We start from the raw sequence: 16,673 nt of genomic DNA on the forward strand, positions 1-16,673 counted from the left end.
ACGACGGCCCCGCACCTTCTAAAAGGTGCGGGGCCGTCGTCCTTCTTCAGGCTTTTCAGCCCAAACGGGCCTTCAGAGAGGCCAGTTCGGAGGTCAGTGCCTCAGGCAGGGAGTCACCGAACCTGGCGTACCACTCTTCAATGGATGCCAGCTCAGCGGCCCATTCCTCGGGATCGACGCGTACAGCGTCCTCCACGTGGGCGTGCGTCAGGTCCAGTCCGGTGAGGTCCAGCGAATCGCCGGTCGGAACGAAGCCGATGGGGGTTTCCACAGCGGCAGCCTTGCCTTCGATGCGCTCGATGGCCCACTTGAGGACGCGGGCGTTGTCACCAAAGCCAGGCCACGCAAAGCCACCGTCAGCGGTCCGGCGGAACCAGTTGACCAGGAAGATCTTGGGCAGGCGTGCAGGGTTGGCCTTGGAGGAAACGCTGATCCAGTGCTTGAGGTAGTCACCGGCGTCGTACCCGATGAACGGCAGCATGGCCATCGGGTCGCGGCGGAGGACGCCGACCTGGCCGGAAGCAGCAGCCGTGGTCTCCGAGGAGAGCGTGGAACCCATGAAGATGCCATTGGTCCAGTCGCGGGACTGGGTGACCAGCGGCACCGTGGTCTTGCGGCGGCCGCCGAAGAGGATGGCAGAGAGCTCCACCCCATCGGGGCTGTTGTATTCCTCGGCCAGCATGTCGATCTGGGAGATCGGCGTGCAGAAGCGCGAGTTGGGGTGGGCGGCAGGCTTGTCAGAGTCCGGGGTCCACGAGTTGCCCTCCCAGTCGGTCAGGTGGGCGGGGACCTCATCGGTCATGCCCTCCCACCACACGCCGCCGTCGTCCGTCAGGGCGACGTTGGTGAAGATGCTGTGGCCCTTGGCGATGGCGCGCATGGCGTTGGGGTTGGTGCCCCAGCCGGTGCCCGGGGCAACGCCGAACAGGCCGGCCTCGGGGTTGGTGGCGCGCAGTTCGCCTTCCTTGCCGATCCGCATCCAGGTGATATCATCACCCAGGGTCTCAACCTTCCAGCCTTCGATGGTGGGATCGAGGAGGGCGAGGTTGGTCTTGCCGCAAGCGGACGGGAAGGCTGCAGAGACGTAGTACTTCTTCTGCTCCGGGGAGGTCAGCTTCAGGATGAGCATGTGCTCGGCCAGCCAGCCTTCGTCACGGGCCATCACCGAAGCGATGCGAAGGGCGTAGCACTTCTTGCCCAGCAGGGCGTTTCCGCCGTAACCGGAGCCGAAGGACCAGATGGAGCGCTCTTCGGGGAAGTGGACAATCCACTTGTCCGGGTTGCAGGGCCACGCAACGTCCTTTTGGCCCGCGGCGAGCGGAGCGCCCAGGGAGTGCAGCGCCGGAACGAAGAACGCGTTGGTCGCGGTGATCTTGTCCAGGACCGGGGTACCGATGTTGGCCATGATGCGCATGGATGCGACCACGTAGGCGCTGTCCGTGATTTCGACGCCGAACTTGGGATCTTCAGCGTCGAGGTGGCCCATGACAAACGGGATCACGTACATGGTGCGGCCGCGCATGGAGCCGGAGAACAGGCCGCGCAGCTTTTCCTTCATCTCGGCCGGGGCCATCCAGTTGTTGGTGAAGCCGGCGTCGCGTTCGTTCTCGGAGCAGATGAAGGTCTGCTCTTCAACGCGTGCCACGTCTGCCGGATCGGAGAACGCGGCGAAGGAGTTCGGGAAGAGCTCCTGGTTCAGGCGGGTCAGTGTTCCCGCTGCAACCAGTTCGTCCGTGAGACGGGTGTTCTCTTCTTCGGAGCCGTCAACCCAGTGGATGCGGTCCGGCTGCGTGAGCTCCGCAACCTCTTCGACCCATGCGAGCAGTGCAGCATGTGTGGTGGGTGCTTTCTCAAGCAGCGGCTGTTGTGCCAGATCGCCCATTGCGGTTCCCTTCCTCGGGTTCATCGGTGTGTCCTAAATGCTATTGGGCCGCCCGGGCCTGAACTTGTGGACCACACTGCACCTTCGTGAGCGTTTGGGCCGGAAACCGCGCAAAATCAAGGGAAGAACACGCAAAACAGCGAAATTAAGTGACGAAGGTCACCTATACCGGTCTAGTCGCGGATATTACATGCTTCTCGATTTGGCATGAGGTGCCACCCTCGCGTAAAGTAATTCGAGGTTCGGGGAGCGAGATACTCCGCGAAACGCAAGATGCGCCCATAGCTCAGCTGGATAGAGCGTCTGTCTACGGAACAGAAGGTCAGGGGTTCGAATCCCTTTGGGCGCACAGATCAAGACCCGCACCGGTTCGCCGGTGCGGGTCTTTTGCTTTAAGTCAGAGAACCCCTGGAACCCGGACGCCCCGGCGTAGGCTGGACCAATGACCACCCAGGCTCTGGTACGCGAATTTGACGTCATTGTGATCGGCGCAGGCGCCGTGGGCGAAAACGTGGCGGACAGGGTGGTCCAGGGCGGTCTTACCGCGGTCCTCGTCGAGGCCGAACTGGTGGGCGGTGAGTGCTCGTACTGGGCCTGCATCCCGTCGAAGGCCCTGCTCCGCTCCGGTACCGCACTGCACGGCGCCCAGACGGTTCCAGGGGCGGCGGAAGCAGTCACCCGGACCCTGGATGTGGCCGCAGTCCTCAAGCGGAGGGACTACTTCACCGGCAACTGGCAGGACGACGGCCAGGTGAAGTGGGTGGAGGACACCGGAATCGAACTGATCAGGGGCCACGGCTGGATCACCGGAGCGCGCTCGGTCGAAGTAGCCGGGCTGGACGGTAACTCCTACGGGCTCAAGGCGCGTCACGCCGTCGTACTGGCCACCGGCTCGACCCCCACCATGCCGCCCATCCAGGGGCTGGCCGACGTCCAGGTCTGGGGCACGCGGGAAGCCACCTCAGCCAAAGAGGTGCCCGGGCGGCTGGCAGTGGTGGGCGGCGGGGTTGCCGGGACAGAACTGGCTCAGGCCTTCGCCCGGCTGGGTTCGGCTGTGACACTCGTAGCCAGGAGCGGCCTGTTGGGCAGCTTTCCGGCAGAAGCGTCGAAACTCGTGACAGCCGGGCTCCGCGCGGACGGCGTCGAGATCCGCCTCAACACGTCCACCAAAGCCATCCACGAGAATGACGACGGCACCTTCGAACTGACGTTGGACGGTCAGGACACCGGCGGTCAGAGCACCGTCACTGTGGACAGAATCCTGGTCTCCACTGGCCGGCATCCTGCCCTCGAGGGGCTGGGCCTGGAAAGCCTCGGCTTCACCCCTCCGGACGGCGAAGCGCTGTCCCTCACGACCGATTCGTCGGGACTGGTTCACGGCACACCGGACGGCGGGCCATGGCTCTACGCCGTGGGAGATGCCGGCGGCAGGAACTTTTTCACGCACCAGGGCAAGTACGAGGCCAGGGCAACCGGTGACGCCATTGCAGCCCGGGCCAAAGGCGAACTCCGCGGCGCCCCGGCGGCTTGGAGCCGCTACGCCCATACGGCCAACGAACACGCCGTCCCCCGTGTGGTGTTTACTGATCCGGAACTCGGCGCCGTGGGCCGCACGCTGGAGCAAGCCGGCAAGGACGGCTACAACGCCTCCTCCGTGGAACTTCCCATCCAGGTGTCGGGATCATCCTTGCGCTCGGACCATTACGAGGGCTGGGCACAACTGGTTATCGACGAGGACCGGAGGGTACTGCTGGGCGCCACCTTCGCAGGCCCGGAGGTGGCCGAGCTGCTGCATGCCGCGACCATCGCCGTGGTGGGCGAGGTCCCGCTGGAGCGGCTGTGGCATGCGGTGCCGTCGTTTCCCACGGTCAGCGAAGTGTGGTTGAGGCTGCTGGAGAAGTACGGCCTGTAATTTCTATTTGAACTGACCAGTCAGTTTAGTTAGAATGGGAGCAGACAGTTTCCTGCGAAAGGTCATCTTTGCTCTCCGCTCAGCAACTCCATGTAAAAGGCCGGCGGGGCGACCTTCTTCCACCCACCTCCCTCCGCGCCGGCCGCGGCGACCTGCTCCTCGTCACCGGCGAACGCCAGGACCAGCGGACCGCCCTTGCCCTCGCCGTCAGTGGACGCATGAAACCCACCGGCGGGCCCATCCTGTGGGATGGCAGTGACCGCACCAAGACCCTCCGACTCGCCAGCGCACTGGTTGATTCACCGCGCGTGAACGAACCGGAGGAACACCTCAGCGTGCGCGACCTTGTCACCGAGGACCTCGCCCTGATCCCCCGCCGTTATCGTGGGGCGCTGCTCAGCAAGCCCTGGCTGAAAGTCAACAGGTTCGAGGACATTGCGGATCTGTGGACCGAACAGCTGCCGCCGGACCGCCGGATGGAGCTGCTGACCGCGCTCGCCTTGGCCAACCCGCACACAGATTTGCTCGTGGTGGACTCCCCGGACCGCCACAGCGCCCACGCGGCGGATTGGCTCCCGAGACTTGAAGAGCTGGCGCACGACGGCGGCCGGCCGCTCGCCGTCGTCGTCACCGTTACTGCCCTCCCGGCAAGGTGGAAGGGACCGGCTGCAGTTATCGGCAACTCCATCCGCCACCCCGGGGGCGTTCCGGCCAGGACGCTCGACAACGACCTCCGACTCGAAACCGAGGATGCCAAGTGACTGTTCTGCGGCTTGCCCGTTCCGAACTCAAGAGGATGACCGGCGGGCTGCTGCCTAAGCTGACCATCCTGGCGCTGATTATGGTGCCGCTCCTCTACGGAGCCGTGTACCTGTACGCCAACTGGAATCCCTATGGGAACCTGAACCAGATCGACGCTGCCCTGGTGGTGGAAGACACCGGCGCCACGTCCGGCGACGGCACCGAACTGCAGGCGGGCCGGAAGGTGGCGGACGGGCTGGTGGACGGCAACGTCTTCAACTGGACGCCGGTAGGCACAGCAGCGGAGGCGGATCAGGGGGTCAGCAGCGGCAAGTACGCCTTCGCACTGAAGATCCCGCAGGACTTCTCCACCAATCTGGTCTCACCAGGCAGCTTCGATTCGGCCAGCCAGGCCATGCTGAACGTCACCACCAACGATGCCAACAACTACCTGCTGAGCACCATCGTGGACAAGCTGACCACGGCCGTCCACAGCACCGTTGCCAAGGAGGTGGGCGAAGAGACCGCCAACCAGTTGCTCACCGGTTACGGCACCATCCACGCCCAGATGCTCGAGGCGGCCGGAGGCGCGGGGCAGCTTGCCGACGGCGTTGCTTCCCTCCGCGACGGCACCATCGCCCTGCACGCGGGCACCAGCGAACTGCAGGCCGGGGCGGGGGAACTCTACGCCGGGCAGCTGAAACTCCGGGATGGCGCAAACCAGCTGACCGACGGCGCCGGACAGCTCAGCAGCGGGCTCTCCGTGCTCAAGGACAGGACGGCCACGCTGCCGACGGATTCCCGGACGCTCGCCAACGGAGCCGCTCAGGTGGCCGCCGGAAACGCCCTGCTGAACACAAGGATCCAGGGCGTTCTCACCCAGCTTGATGCCGCCGACCAGGGGCTCCGGACCCGGGTCAGCGAATCGAACGCCCGCCTGGTGGCCGAGCAGGTCATCACCCAGGCGCAGGCCGACAGAATCCTGACCGACTTTGACGCCGCAGCCGCCTCCGGCCCGGTTGCCGCAGCGAAAACGGCCATCCAGGCCGACGCTGCGCAGATCCAGCAACTCGCGGACGGCTCCGAAGCAGTGAGCGTGGGCGCGGCACAGCTCGCTGCGGCAACCCCCGCCCTCAGGGATGCTGTTGGCCAGGCCTCCGCAGGCGCCGACCAGCTCCACACCGGCGCAGCCACCCTGGCCACCGGACAGCAGGCAGCCCTCGACGGCGCCGGGCGCCTGGCTGACGGAGCGGGGACGCTCGACGCCGGCGCGGGGCAGGTTGAGGCGGGGGCCCGCACCGCCGCGGAGGGTTCCCGGACCCTGGCAGATGAAATTGCCAAGGGTGCCGGGCAGGTGCCCAACCCTGACGACTCGCAGAAGAGCAGCCTGTCGCAGGTGATTGCCGATCCCGTTGCCGTCAGCAATGTCTCCCAGGCCAAGGCAGACTCCTACGGTGCCGGACTTGCGCCGTTTTTCCTGACCCTCGCATTGTGGATTGGCATCTTCATGCTGATCCAGGCCATGCGGCCCATCACCCAGCGGGCCCTGGCCTCAAACGCCCCCGCCTGGAAAATCGCCGTCGGCGGCTGGCTCCCCTTCCTCGCCGTCTCTGTGGTGCAGGCAAGCCTGCTCACCCTGGTAGTTGACCTGGCCCTGGGCCTGAACCCGGCGCATCCGGTGCTCATGTGGCTCTTTATGCTGGCCGCGGCCATGGCATTCAGCGCCATCATCCAGGGCGTAGTGGCCTTGCTGGGATCGCCCGGAAAGCTCGTGGTCCTGATCCTGCTGGTGCTGCAGCTGGTGTCCTCCGGCGGAACCTTTCCCTGGCAGACCACACCGCAGCCCCTGCATGTGGTGCACCAGGTGTTGCCGATGGGCTACGTCGTGACCGGCATGCGGCACCTGATCTACGGTGCGGATCTGTCCATGATCGTGCCCACGGTCATGGGCCTGCTCGGCTACACCTTGCTGGGGGCGGCCATGTCCACGCTGGCGGTCAGGAAGCACAAATACTGGACCCTCAAGACCCTGAAGCCGGAGATCGCGGTATGAGCCGCGGCATTGCTCCCGGGTCGCCGGTGCCGGGTCCGGCCGAAAAGAAGCTGCGCCCGGAACGGACCAATGCCACGCGGCTAAAGCTGTTCGAGGCGTCGATGGAACTGATCGGCGAACGTGGCGCCGCCGGAGTGACGATGGACGAGATCGCCGCGGCGGCGGGCGTGTCCAAGGGAACGGTCTATTACAACTTCGGCAGCAAATCGGACCTGATTGCGCAGCTGCTCCGGCACGGCGTGGACATCCTGAAGGATCGTCTGGTGACCGAGCAGGGCGAGGCTGCAGCCGATCCCTTGGTGTCGATGGAGGCGATGATCGGGCAGGCCATGGACTTTATGGCCGAGTACCCGTCCTTCGCGCGGCTGTGGGTGAGCGAGAACTGGCGGATCCCCAGCGAGTGGCAGGGCACGTTTGCCGTCCTCCGTGCGGAGCTGCTGGCGGTGATCGGCGCAGCCATCGACAAGGTGGCTGCTGTTTATCCCGTGGATGCGGGCATTTCGCGCGGCAGCCTGGAAACGGCAATTTTCGGTGCCTGCTTTGTGGTGGGACTGGACCGCCAGACCTACAACCCGGAACGCACCCGTGACCAAAGTGTTGCAGCAATCATGGCAATCATGCGCGGCTACGTCGTCAACTAGCTTTTGGCTCAGCGATGATTGATCACATGCGTCACATGGGGAACAGCGGAAAGCTCGCCTTGATCACGGCCGTGGTGGCGCTGCTCATGCTGGTTTTGACGGCCATCACCCTCGAAGAGCCGGTCATGTTCACGTTCCTCGCACTGGTGGCCCTGGCCTACGTGGCGGCGCTTTTCGAAGTTCTCTCAAGGCGCCGGCACGCAGTCGCTGTGGCAGTTGGCGTGGGAACCAGCCTGACCCTGGCCTGTTCCCTGGCCTTCGTCAGCACGTGGGAACTCGCGTACGCCAACCAGTCCTCGATCATCGGCACTCCGCTTCCCACCGGAGACCCGGACAACTATTTCTTCCTCGCCGGTGGCTCCGCCATCCTCACACTGATGGTCCTGTTCCTCGGGGCGGCGTGGCCCGCCGTCAGGACGCTCGGCGCTGCACGGCGGAAGCCCTTGCCGGCCAAACGGCGGCCCGTTTCATCCCGTCGGCCGCCGGCCAGGTTTCCTGGTGCACGGGGGTCAGCGCCGCAAGGGTCAGCAACACAGGGGACGGCAGCCCGGACCGCGGCGGGTCAGCGCCCGTCGGCGTCCCGCGCTCCGGCGCGCCTGCCCGGGGCGGCAGCCAAACGGCCCGCATCATCGGACTCCCCCGTTCGCAAACCCGCGCCCAATCCGGGATCCAAAGCCCCGTCCCGCCGCTGACCGGGCCTGCGGCTTCCGGTGAGCACCGCCGTCGCCACGCCGCCCAGGAGGAGCAGCCCGCCCAGCAGTTCGGCCGGCGCCGGCACCTCCCCCAAAACCAGCCACGCGGCTGTCATTCCCACCACCGGCACCAGCAAGGTGAAGGGAACCACAGCCGAGGAGGGGTAGCGGGCCAGCAGCCAGTTCCAGATCCCATAGCCCACCAGTGACCCAAAGATCGCGGTGTACAGAGCGCTCAGGAGCGTTACCGGCTGCAGGTCCCCCAGCGCACCCAGCACGGCGTCCGGCCCGTCAACCAGGAAGGACAGTCCGGCCAGGGGAAGCGGCACAACGGCACCGGACCAGACCACCAGCCCCAGCCCTGAAGCGGCTTTCGCCTGCCGGGCAATGACGTTTCCGGCGGCCCAGGACAGGGCCGCCGCAAGCACGATGATGAGTGGGAGCAGCGGCGCCACAGTGCTGCGGCCCACGGCCACCACGGCCAGTCCGGCAACGCCCAGGACGACGCCGGCCAGCTGACGGCGGGTGGGCCGTTCACCGAGGAACATGGCGGCCAAAAGGACCGTCAGGAGAACCTGCGCCTGCAGCACCAGGGAAGCGATGCCGGCGGGCATGCCCAGCGCCATGGCCACGTAGAGGAGACCGAACTGGCCCGCGCTCATAAAGAGCCCGACGCCGATGATCGCCTTCCAGCCCACGTCCGGCTTCCTGATGAAGAAAATCAGCGGAAGGACCACGAGGACGAACCGCATGGCCACGAACAGGAGCGGCGGAACCTCATGGCCGTCCGCGTGCAGGCCCAGGTCGATAGCCACGAAGTTCAGGCCCCAGAGGACGGCGACCAGGAGGGCAAGGAAGGAGTGGCGGAGGTTCACCCGTCCAACTATTGCAGACGGCTACAGGCGGGGTTACCGGCCCGGGTCCTCAGTGGGCCCTTGGCACCTTGAACTTGGTCAGCCGGGCGTCCTGACCGTCTAGTTCGGCCCAGGATTTTTCCGTCTCCAGCACGGTGAGCGCGCTGGTGGGGTAGCGGGTAGCAGCATCCATGTAGGCGTCGTGGTTGGAGTCCCGGGAAGCCAAATGCATGGCGAGGTCCTGGACTCCGGGCATGTGCGAGATGAGCATCAGGGTGGTGACGGTGTCCGGCACATGATTGACCACTGTGAGCATGCGCAGCGCGGAGGCGGCGTACAAACCGTCCTCAAGCTTCGGCGTCGGGGCTTTGTCCCCCAGTTCGGAGCAGACCCATGTGCACGTCTGGCGGGTGCGGAGCGCGCTGGAGCACAGGATGAAGTCAGGGACGATACCGTGTTTAACCAGCCATTTCCCGGCCAGCGGCGCCTCCCGGTGGCCACGCTCCTCCAAGGGGCGCTCATGATCAGCAACCCCGCCGGGCCAATCGGCTTTGGAGTGGCGCATGATCACCAGGCGCTTAATATGGTGGTCGCTCATTCCCCAAGCCTAGCGCCGCTGCAGAAACATAGCCGCGGAGGCACATGCTCGGATGGCCGGGCTGAACGCGAAAAGACGGCACATCCCGAAAGCGCCGTTGTTGCGTGAGGAACGAGCGCAGGCGCAGAGGGATCGTGCCGCCTTTTGGCGGTGCTGAAGTCGACTAGATCGAGTATTCCGGAGCGGCCCAGACAACAACCTCGGGGTGCTCGTAGAAGCGGTAGCCCTGTCCGCGGACGGTGCGCACGGTGTTGGCGAGGCGGCCCAGCTTGGAGCGGAGGCGGCGGATGTGGACGTCGATGGTGCGCTCGTTGGGGACTTCCTCGGCGTTGCGCCACAGGCCTTCGAGCAGTTCGTCGCGGCCCACGGTGCGGGTGCCGTTTTCCACGAGGTAGTTCAGGAGTTCGAATTCCTTGAACGTCAGGTTGAGTGACTCGCCGTCCAGGTGGACTTCGCGGCGCGCCAGGTCAATCAGGACGCCCGAGGGACGCGGATCCTGGGGCTGCTGCAGGCGGGCAGTCTCAGTGCGCTTCTGCGCATTCACGGTGGGGTCACCGAACGTGGAACGGACGACGTCGAGCGCGGAACCGGGTGTGCCGGCGGGGGCCACGGCGACGGCAGCGTAGCTTTCGGCGCCGGTGACGAGCGACTGTGCGTAAGCGCGGATTTCCTGGGCGAGCTTGGCAATTGACGTTCCGGCAGCCGCGGCAGTCTCTTCGTCGATGCCCATGTAAAGGACAAAGCCGCGGGCCAGGTTCTCGTTGGCAACGGGCCGTACGGCGTTGGGTCCGGCGATGACCGGCGTCGGCGCGGTGAGCGGAGCGGCCTCGACAGGCTGGACGGCGCGGAGCTGGCCGTAGGAGTTGGGGTTGTAGCCCTGGGGTGCGTAGCCCGGGGCCTGAACGCCGGCGCCGGGGCCGCCGGGGCCGAAAGCCGGGCGGGCACCGAAACCTTGGCGGAGGCCTGAGGCCTGAGGGGCCTTGCCTGCGTTACGGACGGAGATGTGGACGTATCCGGATGCAACGGTCATGTTTGCTTACCTCAATGTGAATGGCCGTCATCGCGGCTCGAATGCTGGTTTCCCCGCAATGAAAACTGGGGAGGGGCGCCCTACGCTGGGCTGGGGGCGAATGCCTAAGAACTTCGTGGGGTCTGAAGGTCAGGCGTGCATTCGACAACAGCGCATGTCGGCAGCAGCGGATGTGCTGGGCCAATAGTCTGCGGCTGCAGGTGCTGTTGAGTTCTTGTTCACAATTGAAAGTGTGCAACGTAACAATGAAAACTTGCAAGTAACAAAGGGCCTTTCGTTCCGCATTGTGAGACAAAAAGGCTATATGTGGCGTAGATCACGATTCTGGATTGGCGATAATATGCAGGTTGCAGTTAGCCGCAGGGGCGCTTTTAGCGGCATCCTGCGAATATACTTCGACTGAACCACGGTTTGAGGGTTGAATATTCACATGCCCAAGAGTTCCCGGAATTGCCCTCCCGTTTTGACCGCCTGTCCACCCCCCAAGGCTGCGTTTTCGTAGTGGTCCGCCGGGCCCGCAGCCCCCGGCGGGCTCAGAATCATCCGTGAGCGGACCGGCATGACCCACATGGACCAACGACGGGCGGGCTCCCTGCATTGAGCTCGCTAGGCTGGGATTCACAGCGCGCTCACAGGAATCCCATAGCGCGCGCTAACCGAAAGATCGGAGAGTTGTCACATGGCCACTTCGCACTCCATGACCAACAACCTTCCGCAGCTCACCCACCCGGACGGCTCCCCCATCCGCGCACTGGTGGTTGACGACGAACCCAGCCTCTCCGAGCTCATGAGCATGGGGCTGCGCATGGCGGGCTGGTCTGTTGCCGTGGCCGCCGATGGCCCCGAGGCCGTCAAACTCGCCAAAGAGTTCCGCCCTGACGTCCTGGTGTTGGATGTGATGCTGCCAGGCTTCGACGGCGTTGAGCTGCTGGGCCGGATCCGCGCCTTCGCGCCGGAGGTTCCTGCGCTTTTCCTGACCGCCAAGGACGCCATCCAGGACCGGATCGTTGGCCTGGCGGCCGGCGGGGACGATTACGTCACGAAGCCGTTCAGCATGGAGGAAGTCCTGCTGCGGCTGCACCGCCTGGTTCAGCGGTCCGGCGTTGCAGCCATGGACACCGCCGAACTTGTGGTGGGTGACCTCGTCCTTAACATCGACACCCGCGAGGTGATCCGCGCCGGCGACGACATCCAGCTCACGGCCACCCAGTTCGAGCTGCTCCGCTACCTGATGGAGAACCCCAAACGTGTGATCAGTAAGGCCCAAATCCTGGACCGCGTCTGGAACTACGATTTCGGCGGCCAGGCCAACATCGTGGAACTCTACATTTCCTACCTCCGCAAAAAAGTCGACTCGGTGCACCCGCCCATGATCCACACCGTGCGCGGCGCCGGCTACGTCATCAAGCCGGCGGAGTAGCGCCTCCATGTCCTCGCCACGGGCAACCCCGCCAGCCGCACGGAGCTGGCTCAAACCCGCCAACTGGCACCTGCGCACCCGCCTTGTACTGCTTGCCATGGCCCTGCTGGTGGCCATTTGCGGCGCTGTGGGGCTGTTCAGCTACGCCTCGATGGACTCCTTCCTCACCCGGCAACTCGACGAACAGCTGAGCCAGGCCGCCGCCCGGTCCAACGATCCCGGCCGGCCTCCCGCGGGCGGATTCAACGGAAGGGACCCGCTCGACGCACGTGGCCAGAGTGTCGGAACCCTCAATGCGCGCATCGTAAACGGCCAGATCAACAGTGGCGGCTACCTGGACCCGGACACCACACGCTCCGCCCTCAGCTCAGAGGACAAACAGACCCTGCTCGCCCTGGCGCAGAACGGAAATCCCGTAGACCGTTCGCTGTCCACTGGGGATTATCGGATTGTCGCCGTGGCAACAGGCTACGGCGACGTGCTGGTGACCGGTCTTCCGCTCGCCGCAAAGGAAAGCACCCTCACCTCGCTGGTGTGGACATTCACGTTCGTTTCCCTCGGCGGCCTGGCGCTGATCGGACTTGCCGGGACCGTGCTCATTCGACGCACCATGAAGCCGCTGGAGCAGCTATCGGAAGTCGCCACCCGGGTCTCCCGGCTCCCCCTGGATGCCGGAGAGGTGGCACTCGCGGTGCGCGTCCCGCCGTCGAACTCCAATCCCGGAACCGAGGTGGGCAGCGTCGGCCACGCGCTCAACCTCATGCTGGACAACGTGGCCAGCGCCCTGGAGGCGCGGCAAAAGAGCGAAACCAAAGTGCGGCAGTTCGTGGCCGACGCGTCCCACGAACTACGGACCCCATTAACGGCCATCCGCGGTTACACGGAACTGATGAGGATGACCGAGAACTTCACGCCGGACGGCCGGAAGTCGTTGGCACGTGTGCAGAGCCAGTCCGAGCGCATGACCACCCTGGTGGAGGACCTGCTCCTGCTCGCCCGGCTCGACGAGGGCCAGCCGCTGAAACTCAGCGAAGTGGACCTCACCCAGCTGGTGATTGAGACTGTCAGCGACGAAAAAGTTATCGCCCCGGGCCACACCTGGCGTCTTGAGCTTTCGGATGAGCCGATTGCTGTCACCGGCGACGCCTCACAGCTGCGCCAGGTTCTGGTGAACCTGCTCTCCAACGCACGCAAGCACACTCCTCCCGGCACTACTGTGGTTACCAGGGTCTGCAGGGCTGGTGATGGAAGCGCCGAAGTGACGGTAACGGACGACGGCGGCGGCATGCCGGCTGACTTCGTGGACAAGGCCTTCTCGCGTTTTGCCCGCGCAGACGCCGCCCGCGCGGGCACGGCACCGGCTTCCGGATCCGCTGCATCCGAGGGCACCAGCGGACTGGGCCTGTCCATCGTCCAGTCGATCGTGGAGGCTCACGGTGGAACCGTGACCGTACTGTCCAGCCCCGGCCACACTGTTTTCAAGCTTCGCCTTCCCGCCATCCACTGACCCAGCAAGTCGACACGCCGCCGTCGTGATCTCCGTTACCAAAATGTGACTTAAGCGCCGAGCTCCTGTACCGTCGATTAAGTGCAGCTCTATCGGTCTGCATATCCGGATGACGCCAAGCTCTGCCGCTTCCCGGATTCCGCGTTCAGAGGCAGAGGCGGGGGACCCACGGTCCCGGGCCACGAGTGCCCTTGGGGTTAAGCCAGCACGTGATTTTCCGTGTGGCCGGATGCCCTCATCCGAACCCGACAGCTAACTCCGCAGGTGTGAGAGGCGATCCATCATGTCTGAATTCAAGGTACAAACGCGCCCGGAAAACGGGTCAGGGAATCTCCACAGCGGCCGAAAAGTTACCGAAGCGGAGTCAACGGCAACGTCCGAGCCCGTTTCCCCCACGTCACCCCGAACGAAATTTCCCTCCCTGGGCCGGCGTGCAGCCGTCCTCACCGCGGCGTGCGCCCTCCTTGTTGGCGTCGGCGCTGCCGGCCATGCCTCAGACGCCGATTTCCTGGCGGCCAGCGAGACTGCACCGACGGCCGACGCCTCCGCTGCCGGGGATTCCAACCTGAGCTTCGAAAAGGCCGAAATCCAGGCCAAGCCTTCCGCGGAAGCCGCACCGGCAGAAATCAGTGTTGCCCCGCAGGCCGCCGAGCCGGCACCCGCCGCTCCTGCTCCGGCCCCCGCTCCCGCGCCTGTCCCGGCGCCTGCTCCTGTTGTGGCGGTAGATGACCCGGCCGGCGCCCAGGCCTACGCAGCGGGGCAGCTGGCGTCCTATGGCTGGGCCGCTGACCAGATGCAGTGCCTGAAGACGCTCTGGACCAAGGAATCCGATTGGACCACCACGGCCACCAACCCCAGCAGCGGCGCATATGGCATCGTCCAGTCACTGCCCGCGGAGAAGATGGCGAGCGCCGGCGCGGATTACCGCACGAACTACCGCACGCAGATCAGCTGGGGCCTGAACTACATCCAGGAGCGCTACCAGTCGCCCTGCGGTGCGCTGAACTTCCACCTCTCGAACAACTGGTACTAAGCACAGCTGGTCCCTGCTGGCCTTGCACCTGTTGCCCCGGCACCTGTTGGCTTTGCACAAGCCGCGGCATACTGGGGCCATGGAATTCACCACCACAATTCTCGGCAGCGGCAACAAGACCGGCATCGAGGTTCCGGCGGAGGTGGTTGCCGGACTCGGAGCGGGCAAGCGTCCTCCGGTGGTGGTGACCATCAACGGCAAAAGCTACCGCAGCAGCATCGCCGTGATGGGCGGCCAGAACCTGATCGCCGTCAGCCAGCACAACCGCGAGTTCACGGGGGTCTCGGCCGGTGACACTGTGGAAGTGCACGTCGAGCTGGACACGCAACCGCGCATCGTCGAGGTTCCTGACGATCTGGCCGCAGCTCTGGCAGCCGAACCTGAGGCGCAGGCGTTCTACGCCACCCTCAGCTACAGCAGTCAGCGGCGCTATGTGGAGCCCCTCGCTGACGCCAAAACACCGGAAACCCGGGAGCGGCGGATCGCCAAGGTAGTGGACGATCTCAAAGCCGGAAAGAAATAGTCGTTCGTCCCAGCGCATCTGAGCCCAGCGACGCCGAGACTGCCGAGTAGTCAGGAATATGCAGGACGCCGGCCGGCAGCGCTCCCGTGTTGGAGCCCACGGCGATGGTCCGGATGCCTGCGGCCACCCCTGCCGCGATTCCCGCCGGCGCATCTTCAAACACCACAGCATCTCCGGGCTCCACACCCAGCAGGCGGGCCGCCGTCAGGTAGCCCTCAGGGTGCGGCTTGCCCCTGGTCACAATGTCCGCCGTCACGGAAGTTCCCGGCATGGCAAGGCCGGCGGCGTCCATCCGGATGTCCGCCAGAATCCGGTCGGCCGACGTCACCAGCGCCACTGCGTCTGCAGGCAAGCTCCCGAGCAGCCGCGCGGCCCCGGGCAGGGCGATGATGCCGGCGGTCCGCACCCTTTCCATGGCACCGAGTTCCTCGGTGAGCGCCGCGACGTCGGACCCCACCGGAGCGAACCTCCGCACTGTGTCGACCGCCTGCACACCGTGGGAGGTCCGCAGGATTTCGGCGATGTCCAGGTTGTACCGGGCCGCGAACTCGCCCCACACCTCCTCCACCACGGCCGTGGAATCCACCAGCGTTCCGTCCATGTCAAACAGGACGGCACGGCAGGTGAGTGTGCGGACGGCGGCAGGCGCGGGGAGGTTCATACTCCCCATTTTGCCTTATGGAGTATGTACGGCTTTGCCCTTGCCGGCGCGCTACGCGCCACGTCCGGGGATGTACTGCACGGCCCACTTGTTGCCGTCCGGATCCGCAAAATAGACGAAGTGACCCCAGTCCTGCACGTCAATATCGCTGACATCCACGCCATTGTTCTTCAGGTGGCCGTGTGCCGCCTGGATATCAGAGACCACAAGCTGCAGGTTCGGCGCACTGCCTGGCGGGGCATCCGTGAGCCCCTCGCCGATGCTGATTGAGCAGGCCGAACCCGGTGGGGTCAGCTGGACGAATCTGATGGAGTCGGTGGGCCGCTCATCGAAATCCGCGTTGAACCCTACTTTGTTGACGTAGAAGTCCTTGGCGCGGTCGACGTCGGAAACGGGCACAAAAACGAGTTCAAGTTTCCAGTCCATCCGCACAGGCTAGCCGCGAAGCAATGAATCCGGTAGGGCCCGACAGCGGGCAGTCAGCCCGCGATGCCGTACAGGCGGTCGCCGGCGTCGCCCAGTCCCGGGACGATGTAGGACTTCTCGTTGAGCTTTTCGTCAATGGACGCCAGGACGATGGTCACGTTGGCGTCTGCGAGCTCTTCCTCCAGCTTGGCCAGGCCTTCCGGTGCGGCCAGGAGGCAAATGCAGGTCACGTCCGAGGCGCCGCGTTTGAACAGGAACTTGATGGCTTCGCGCAACGTGCCGCCGGTGGCCAGCATCGGATCCAGGACAAAGATCTGCCGGTCCGTGAGGTCCTCCGGGAGACGCTCGGCGTACGTGATGATGTCCAGGGTTTCTTCGTCGCGGGCCATGCCCAGAAAGCCCACCTCAGCGGTGGGGACGAGCTTGGTCATGCCTTCGAGCATGCCCAGGCCGGCCCGGAGAATGGGGACCACCAGCGGAGTGGGCTTGGTGAAGGCGGTTCCCACCGTGGTGCTGACGGGAGTCTCGATGGTGACCGGCTGCGTGCGGACCTCGCGGGTGGCCTCGTAGGCCAGGAGGGTCACCAGCTCTTCCGTCAACTGCCGGAACACCGGAGACGGGGTGTTCTTGTCCCTCAGGACGGTGAGCTTATGGGCGACCAGCGGGTGGTCCACAACGAGAGTACGCATGGGTCAAAACT

Annotated in this window: 15 protein-coding genes, 1 tRNA gene and 1 riboswitch; of the genes, 9 read left to right on the forward strand and 7 right to left on the reverse strand. The window is 65.2% G+C overall.

What is annotated here, in order from left to right:
- Nucleotides 1-55: 55 nt before the first annotated feature.
- Entirely contained in the window at nucleotides 56-1,882 is a 1,827-nt protein-coding gene (locus AC1MCA_RS06845) for a phosphoenolpyruvate carboxykinase (GTP) (protein ID WP_108599689.1), read from the reverse strand.
- 275 nt (nucleotides 1,883-2,157) lie between these two features.
- Here AC1MCA_RS06845 and AC1MCA_RS06850 point away from each other — a divergent pair.
- The 5 genes from AC1MCA_RS06850 (at nucleotide 2,158) to AC1MCA_RS06870 (ending at nucleotide 7,229) form a co-directional block, all read left to right on the forward strand.
- A tRNA-Arg gene (locus AC1MCA_RS06850) sits at nucleotides 2,158-2,231 on the forward strand.
- Between the two features lie 93 nt (nucleotides 2,232-2,324).
- A complete protein-coding gene (locus tag AC1MCA_RS06855) occupies nucleotides 2,325-3,794 on the forward strand; it encodes a dihydrolipoyl dehydrogenase family protein (RefSeq protein ID WP_479802158.1) in 1,470 nt (489 codons plus the stop codon).
- 68 nt (nucleotides 3,795-3,862) lie between these two features.
- Nucleotides 3,863-4,555 (forward strand): ABC transporter ATP-binding protein, encoded by a 693-nt coding sequence (locus tag AC1MCA_RS06860; protein ID WP_479802159.1) that lies wholly within the window; start codon nucleotides 3,863-3,865, stop codon nucleotides 4,553-4,555.
- Nucleotides 4,552-6,588: a YhgE/Pip family protein gene (locus AC1MCA_RS06865; RefSeq protein ID WP_479802161.1), complete on the forward strand. Its 2,037-nt coding sequence runs from the start codon at nucleotides 4,552-4,554 to the stop codon at nucleotides 6,586-6,588. The genes AC1MCA_RS06860 and AC1MCA_RS06865 overlap by 4 nt, the downstream gene beginning before the upstream one ends.
- On the forward strand, nucleotides 6,585-7,229 hold the full coding sequence (locus AC1MCA_RS06870) for a TetR/AcrR family transcriptional regulator (RefSeq protein WP_479802163.1): 645 nt from the start codon (nucleotides 6,585-6,587) through the stop codon (nucleotides 7,227-7,229). Before AC1MCA_RS06865 ends, AC1MCA_RS06870 begins: the two co-directional genes overlap by 4 nt.
- Nucleotides 7,230-7,791: 562 nt before the next feature.
- Here AC1MCA_RS06870 and AC1MCA_RS06875 read toward each other — a convergent pair.
- The 3 genes from AC1MCA_RS06875 to AC1MCA_RS06885 form a co-directional block, all read right to left on the reverse strand.
- Nucleotides 7,792-8,796 carry an EamA family transporter gene (locus tag AC1MCA_RS06875; RefSeq protein WP_479802165.1) on the reverse strand — a complete coding sequence of 335 codons (1,005 nt, stop codon included), beginning with the start codon at nucleotides 8,794-8,796 and terminating at the stop codon, nucleotides 7,792-7,794.
- A gap of 49 nt (nucleotides 8,797-8,845) precedes the next feature.
- Entirely contained in the window at nucleotides 8,846-9,373 is a 528-nt protein-coding gene (locus tag AC1MCA_RS06880) for a SixA phosphatase family protein (protein ID WP_108597201.1), read from the reverse strand.
- 163 nt (nucleotides 9,374-9,536) lie between these two features.
- Nucleotides 9,537-10,403, reverse strand: a complete 867-nt coding sequence (locus tag AC1MCA_RS06885; protein WP_479802167.1) for a winged helix-turn-helix domain-containing protein — start codon at nucleotides 10,401-10,403, stop codon at nucleotides 9,537-9,539.
- 679 nt (nucleotides 10,404-11,082) lie between these two features.
- Here AC1MCA_RS06885 and AC1MCA_RS06890 point away from each other — a divergent pair.
- The 4 genes from AC1MCA_RS06890 to AC1MCA_RS06905 all read left to right on the forward strand — a co-directional run bounded on the left by AC1MCA_RS06890 (nucleotide 11,083) and on the right by AC1MCA_RS06905 (nucleotide 14,886).
- On the forward strand, nucleotides 11,083-11,823 hold the full coding sequence (locus AC1MCA_RS06890; protein ID WP_479802169.1) for a response regulator transcription factor: 741 nt from the start codon (nucleotides 11,083-11,085) through the stop codon (nucleotides 11,821-11,823).
- Between the two features lie 7 nt (nucleotides 11,824-11,830).
- Complete coding sequence (locus AC1MCA_RS06895) at nucleotides 11,831-13,330, forward strand: HAMP domain-containing sensor histidine kinase (RefSeq protein WP_479802171.1); 1,500 nt, start codon at nucleotides 11,831-11,833, stop codon at nucleotides 13,328-13,330.
- Nucleotides 13,331-13,457: 127 nt separating this feature from the next.
- A riboswitch (cyclic di-AMP (ydaO/yuaA leader) is annotated at nucleotides 13,458-13,608 on the forward strand.
- A gap of 5 nt (nucleotides 13,609-13,613) precedes the next feature.
- On the forward strand, nucleotides 13,614-14,363 hold the full coding sequence (locus AC1MCA_RS06900; protein WP_479802173.1) for an aggregation-promoting factor C-terminal-like domain-containing protein: 750 nt from the start codon (nucleotides 13,614-13,616) through the stop codon (nucleotides 14,361-14,363).
- A gap of 79 nt (nucleotides 14,364-14,442) precedes the next feature.
- Nucleotides 14,443-14,886: a DUF1905 domain-containing protein gene (locus AC1MCA_RS06905; RefSeq protein ID WP_479802175.1), complete on the forward strand. Its 444-nt coding sequence runs from the start codon at nucleotides 14,443-14,445 to the stop codon at nucleotides 14,884-14,886.
- Here the strand turns inward: AC1MCA_RS06905 and AC1MCA_RS06910 are convergent.
- Genes AC1MCA_RS06910 through upp form a run of 3 tightly spaced genes read right to left on the reverse strand, consistent with a single transcriptional unit; the run spans nucleotide 14,867 to nucleotide 16,662 of the window.
- A complete protein-coding gene (locus AC1MCA_RS06910) occupies nucleotides 14,867-15,547 on the reverse strand; it encodes an HAD-IA family hydrolase (RefSeq protein WP_479802177.1) in 681 nt (226 codons plus the stop codon). The genes AC1MCA_RS06905 and AC1MCA_RS06910 overlap by 20 nt on opposite strands.
- 51 nt (nucleotides 15,548-15,598) lie before the next feature.
- Complete coding sequence (locus AC1MCA_RS06915) at nucleotides 15,599-15,973, reverse strand: glyoxalase superfamily protein (RefSeq protein WP_479802179.1); 375 nt, start codon at nucleotides 15,971-15,973, stop codon at nucleotides 15,599-15,601.
- Between the two features lie 53 nt (nucleotides 15,974-16,026).
- Entirely contained in the window at nucleotides 16,027-16,662 is a 636-nt protein-coding gene (upp, locus tag AC1MCA_RS06920; protein WP_131133554.1) for a uracil phosphoribosyltransferase, read from the reverse strand.
- Nucleotides 16,663-16,673 lie beyond the last annotated feature (11 nt).

Source organism: Arthrobacter sp. BK1 (assembly GCF_056680055.1).

Excerpts from the sequence above, each read along its gene's own strand:
- AC1MCA_RS06845 (WP_108599689.1), bottom strand. The coding sequence starts at position 1,882 with ATGGGCGATCTGGCACAACAGCCGCTGCTTGAGAAAGCACCCACCACA.
- AC1MCA_RS06855 (WP_479802158.1), top strand. The coding sequence starts at position 2,325 with ATGACCACCCAGGCTCTGGTACGCGAATTTGACGTCATTGTGATCGGC.
- AC1MCA_RS06870 (WP_479802163.1), top strand. The coding sequence starts at position 6,585 with ATGAGCCGCGGCATTGCTCCCGGGTCGCCGGTGCCGGGTCCGGCCGAA.
- AC1MCA_RS06880 (WP_108597201.1), bottom strand. The coding sequence starts at position 9,373 with ATGAGCGACCACCATATTAAGCGCCTGGTGATCATGCGCCACTCCAAA.
- AC1MCA_RS06885 (WP_479802167.1), bottom strand. The coding sequence starts at position 10,403 with ATGACCGTTGCATCCGGATACGTCCACATCTCCGTCCGTAACGCAGGC.
- AC1MCA_RS06890 (WP_479802169.1), top strand. The coding sequence starts at position 11,083 with ATGGCCACTTCGCACTCCATGACCAACAACCTTCCGCAGCTCACCCAC.
- AC1MCA_RS06895 (WP_479802171.1), top strand. The coding sequence starts at position 11,831 with ATGTCCTCGCCACGGGCAACCCCGCCAGCCGCACGGAGCTGGCTCAAA.
- AC1MCA_RS06900 (WP_479802173.1), top strand. The coding sequence starts at position 13,614 with ATGTCTGAATTCAAGGTACAAACGCGCCCGGAAAACGGGTCAGGGAAT.
- AC1MCA_RS06905 (WP_479802175.1), top strand. The coding sequence starts at position 14,443 with ATGGAATTCACCACCACAATTCTCGGCAGCGGCAACAAGACCGGCATC.
- AC1MCA_RS06910 (WP_479802177.1), bottom strand. The coding sequence starts at position 15,547 with ATGAACCTCCCCGCGCCTGCCGCCGTCCGCACACTCACCTGCCGTGCC.
- AC1MCA_RS06915 (WP_479802179.1), bottom strand. The coding sequence starts at position 15,973 with ATGGACTGGAAACTTGAACTCGTTTTTGTGCCCGTTTCCGACGTCGAC.
- upp (WP_131133554.1), bottom strand. The coding sequence starts at position 16,662 with ATGCGTACTCTCGTTGTGGACCACCCGCTGGTCGCCCATAAGCTCACC.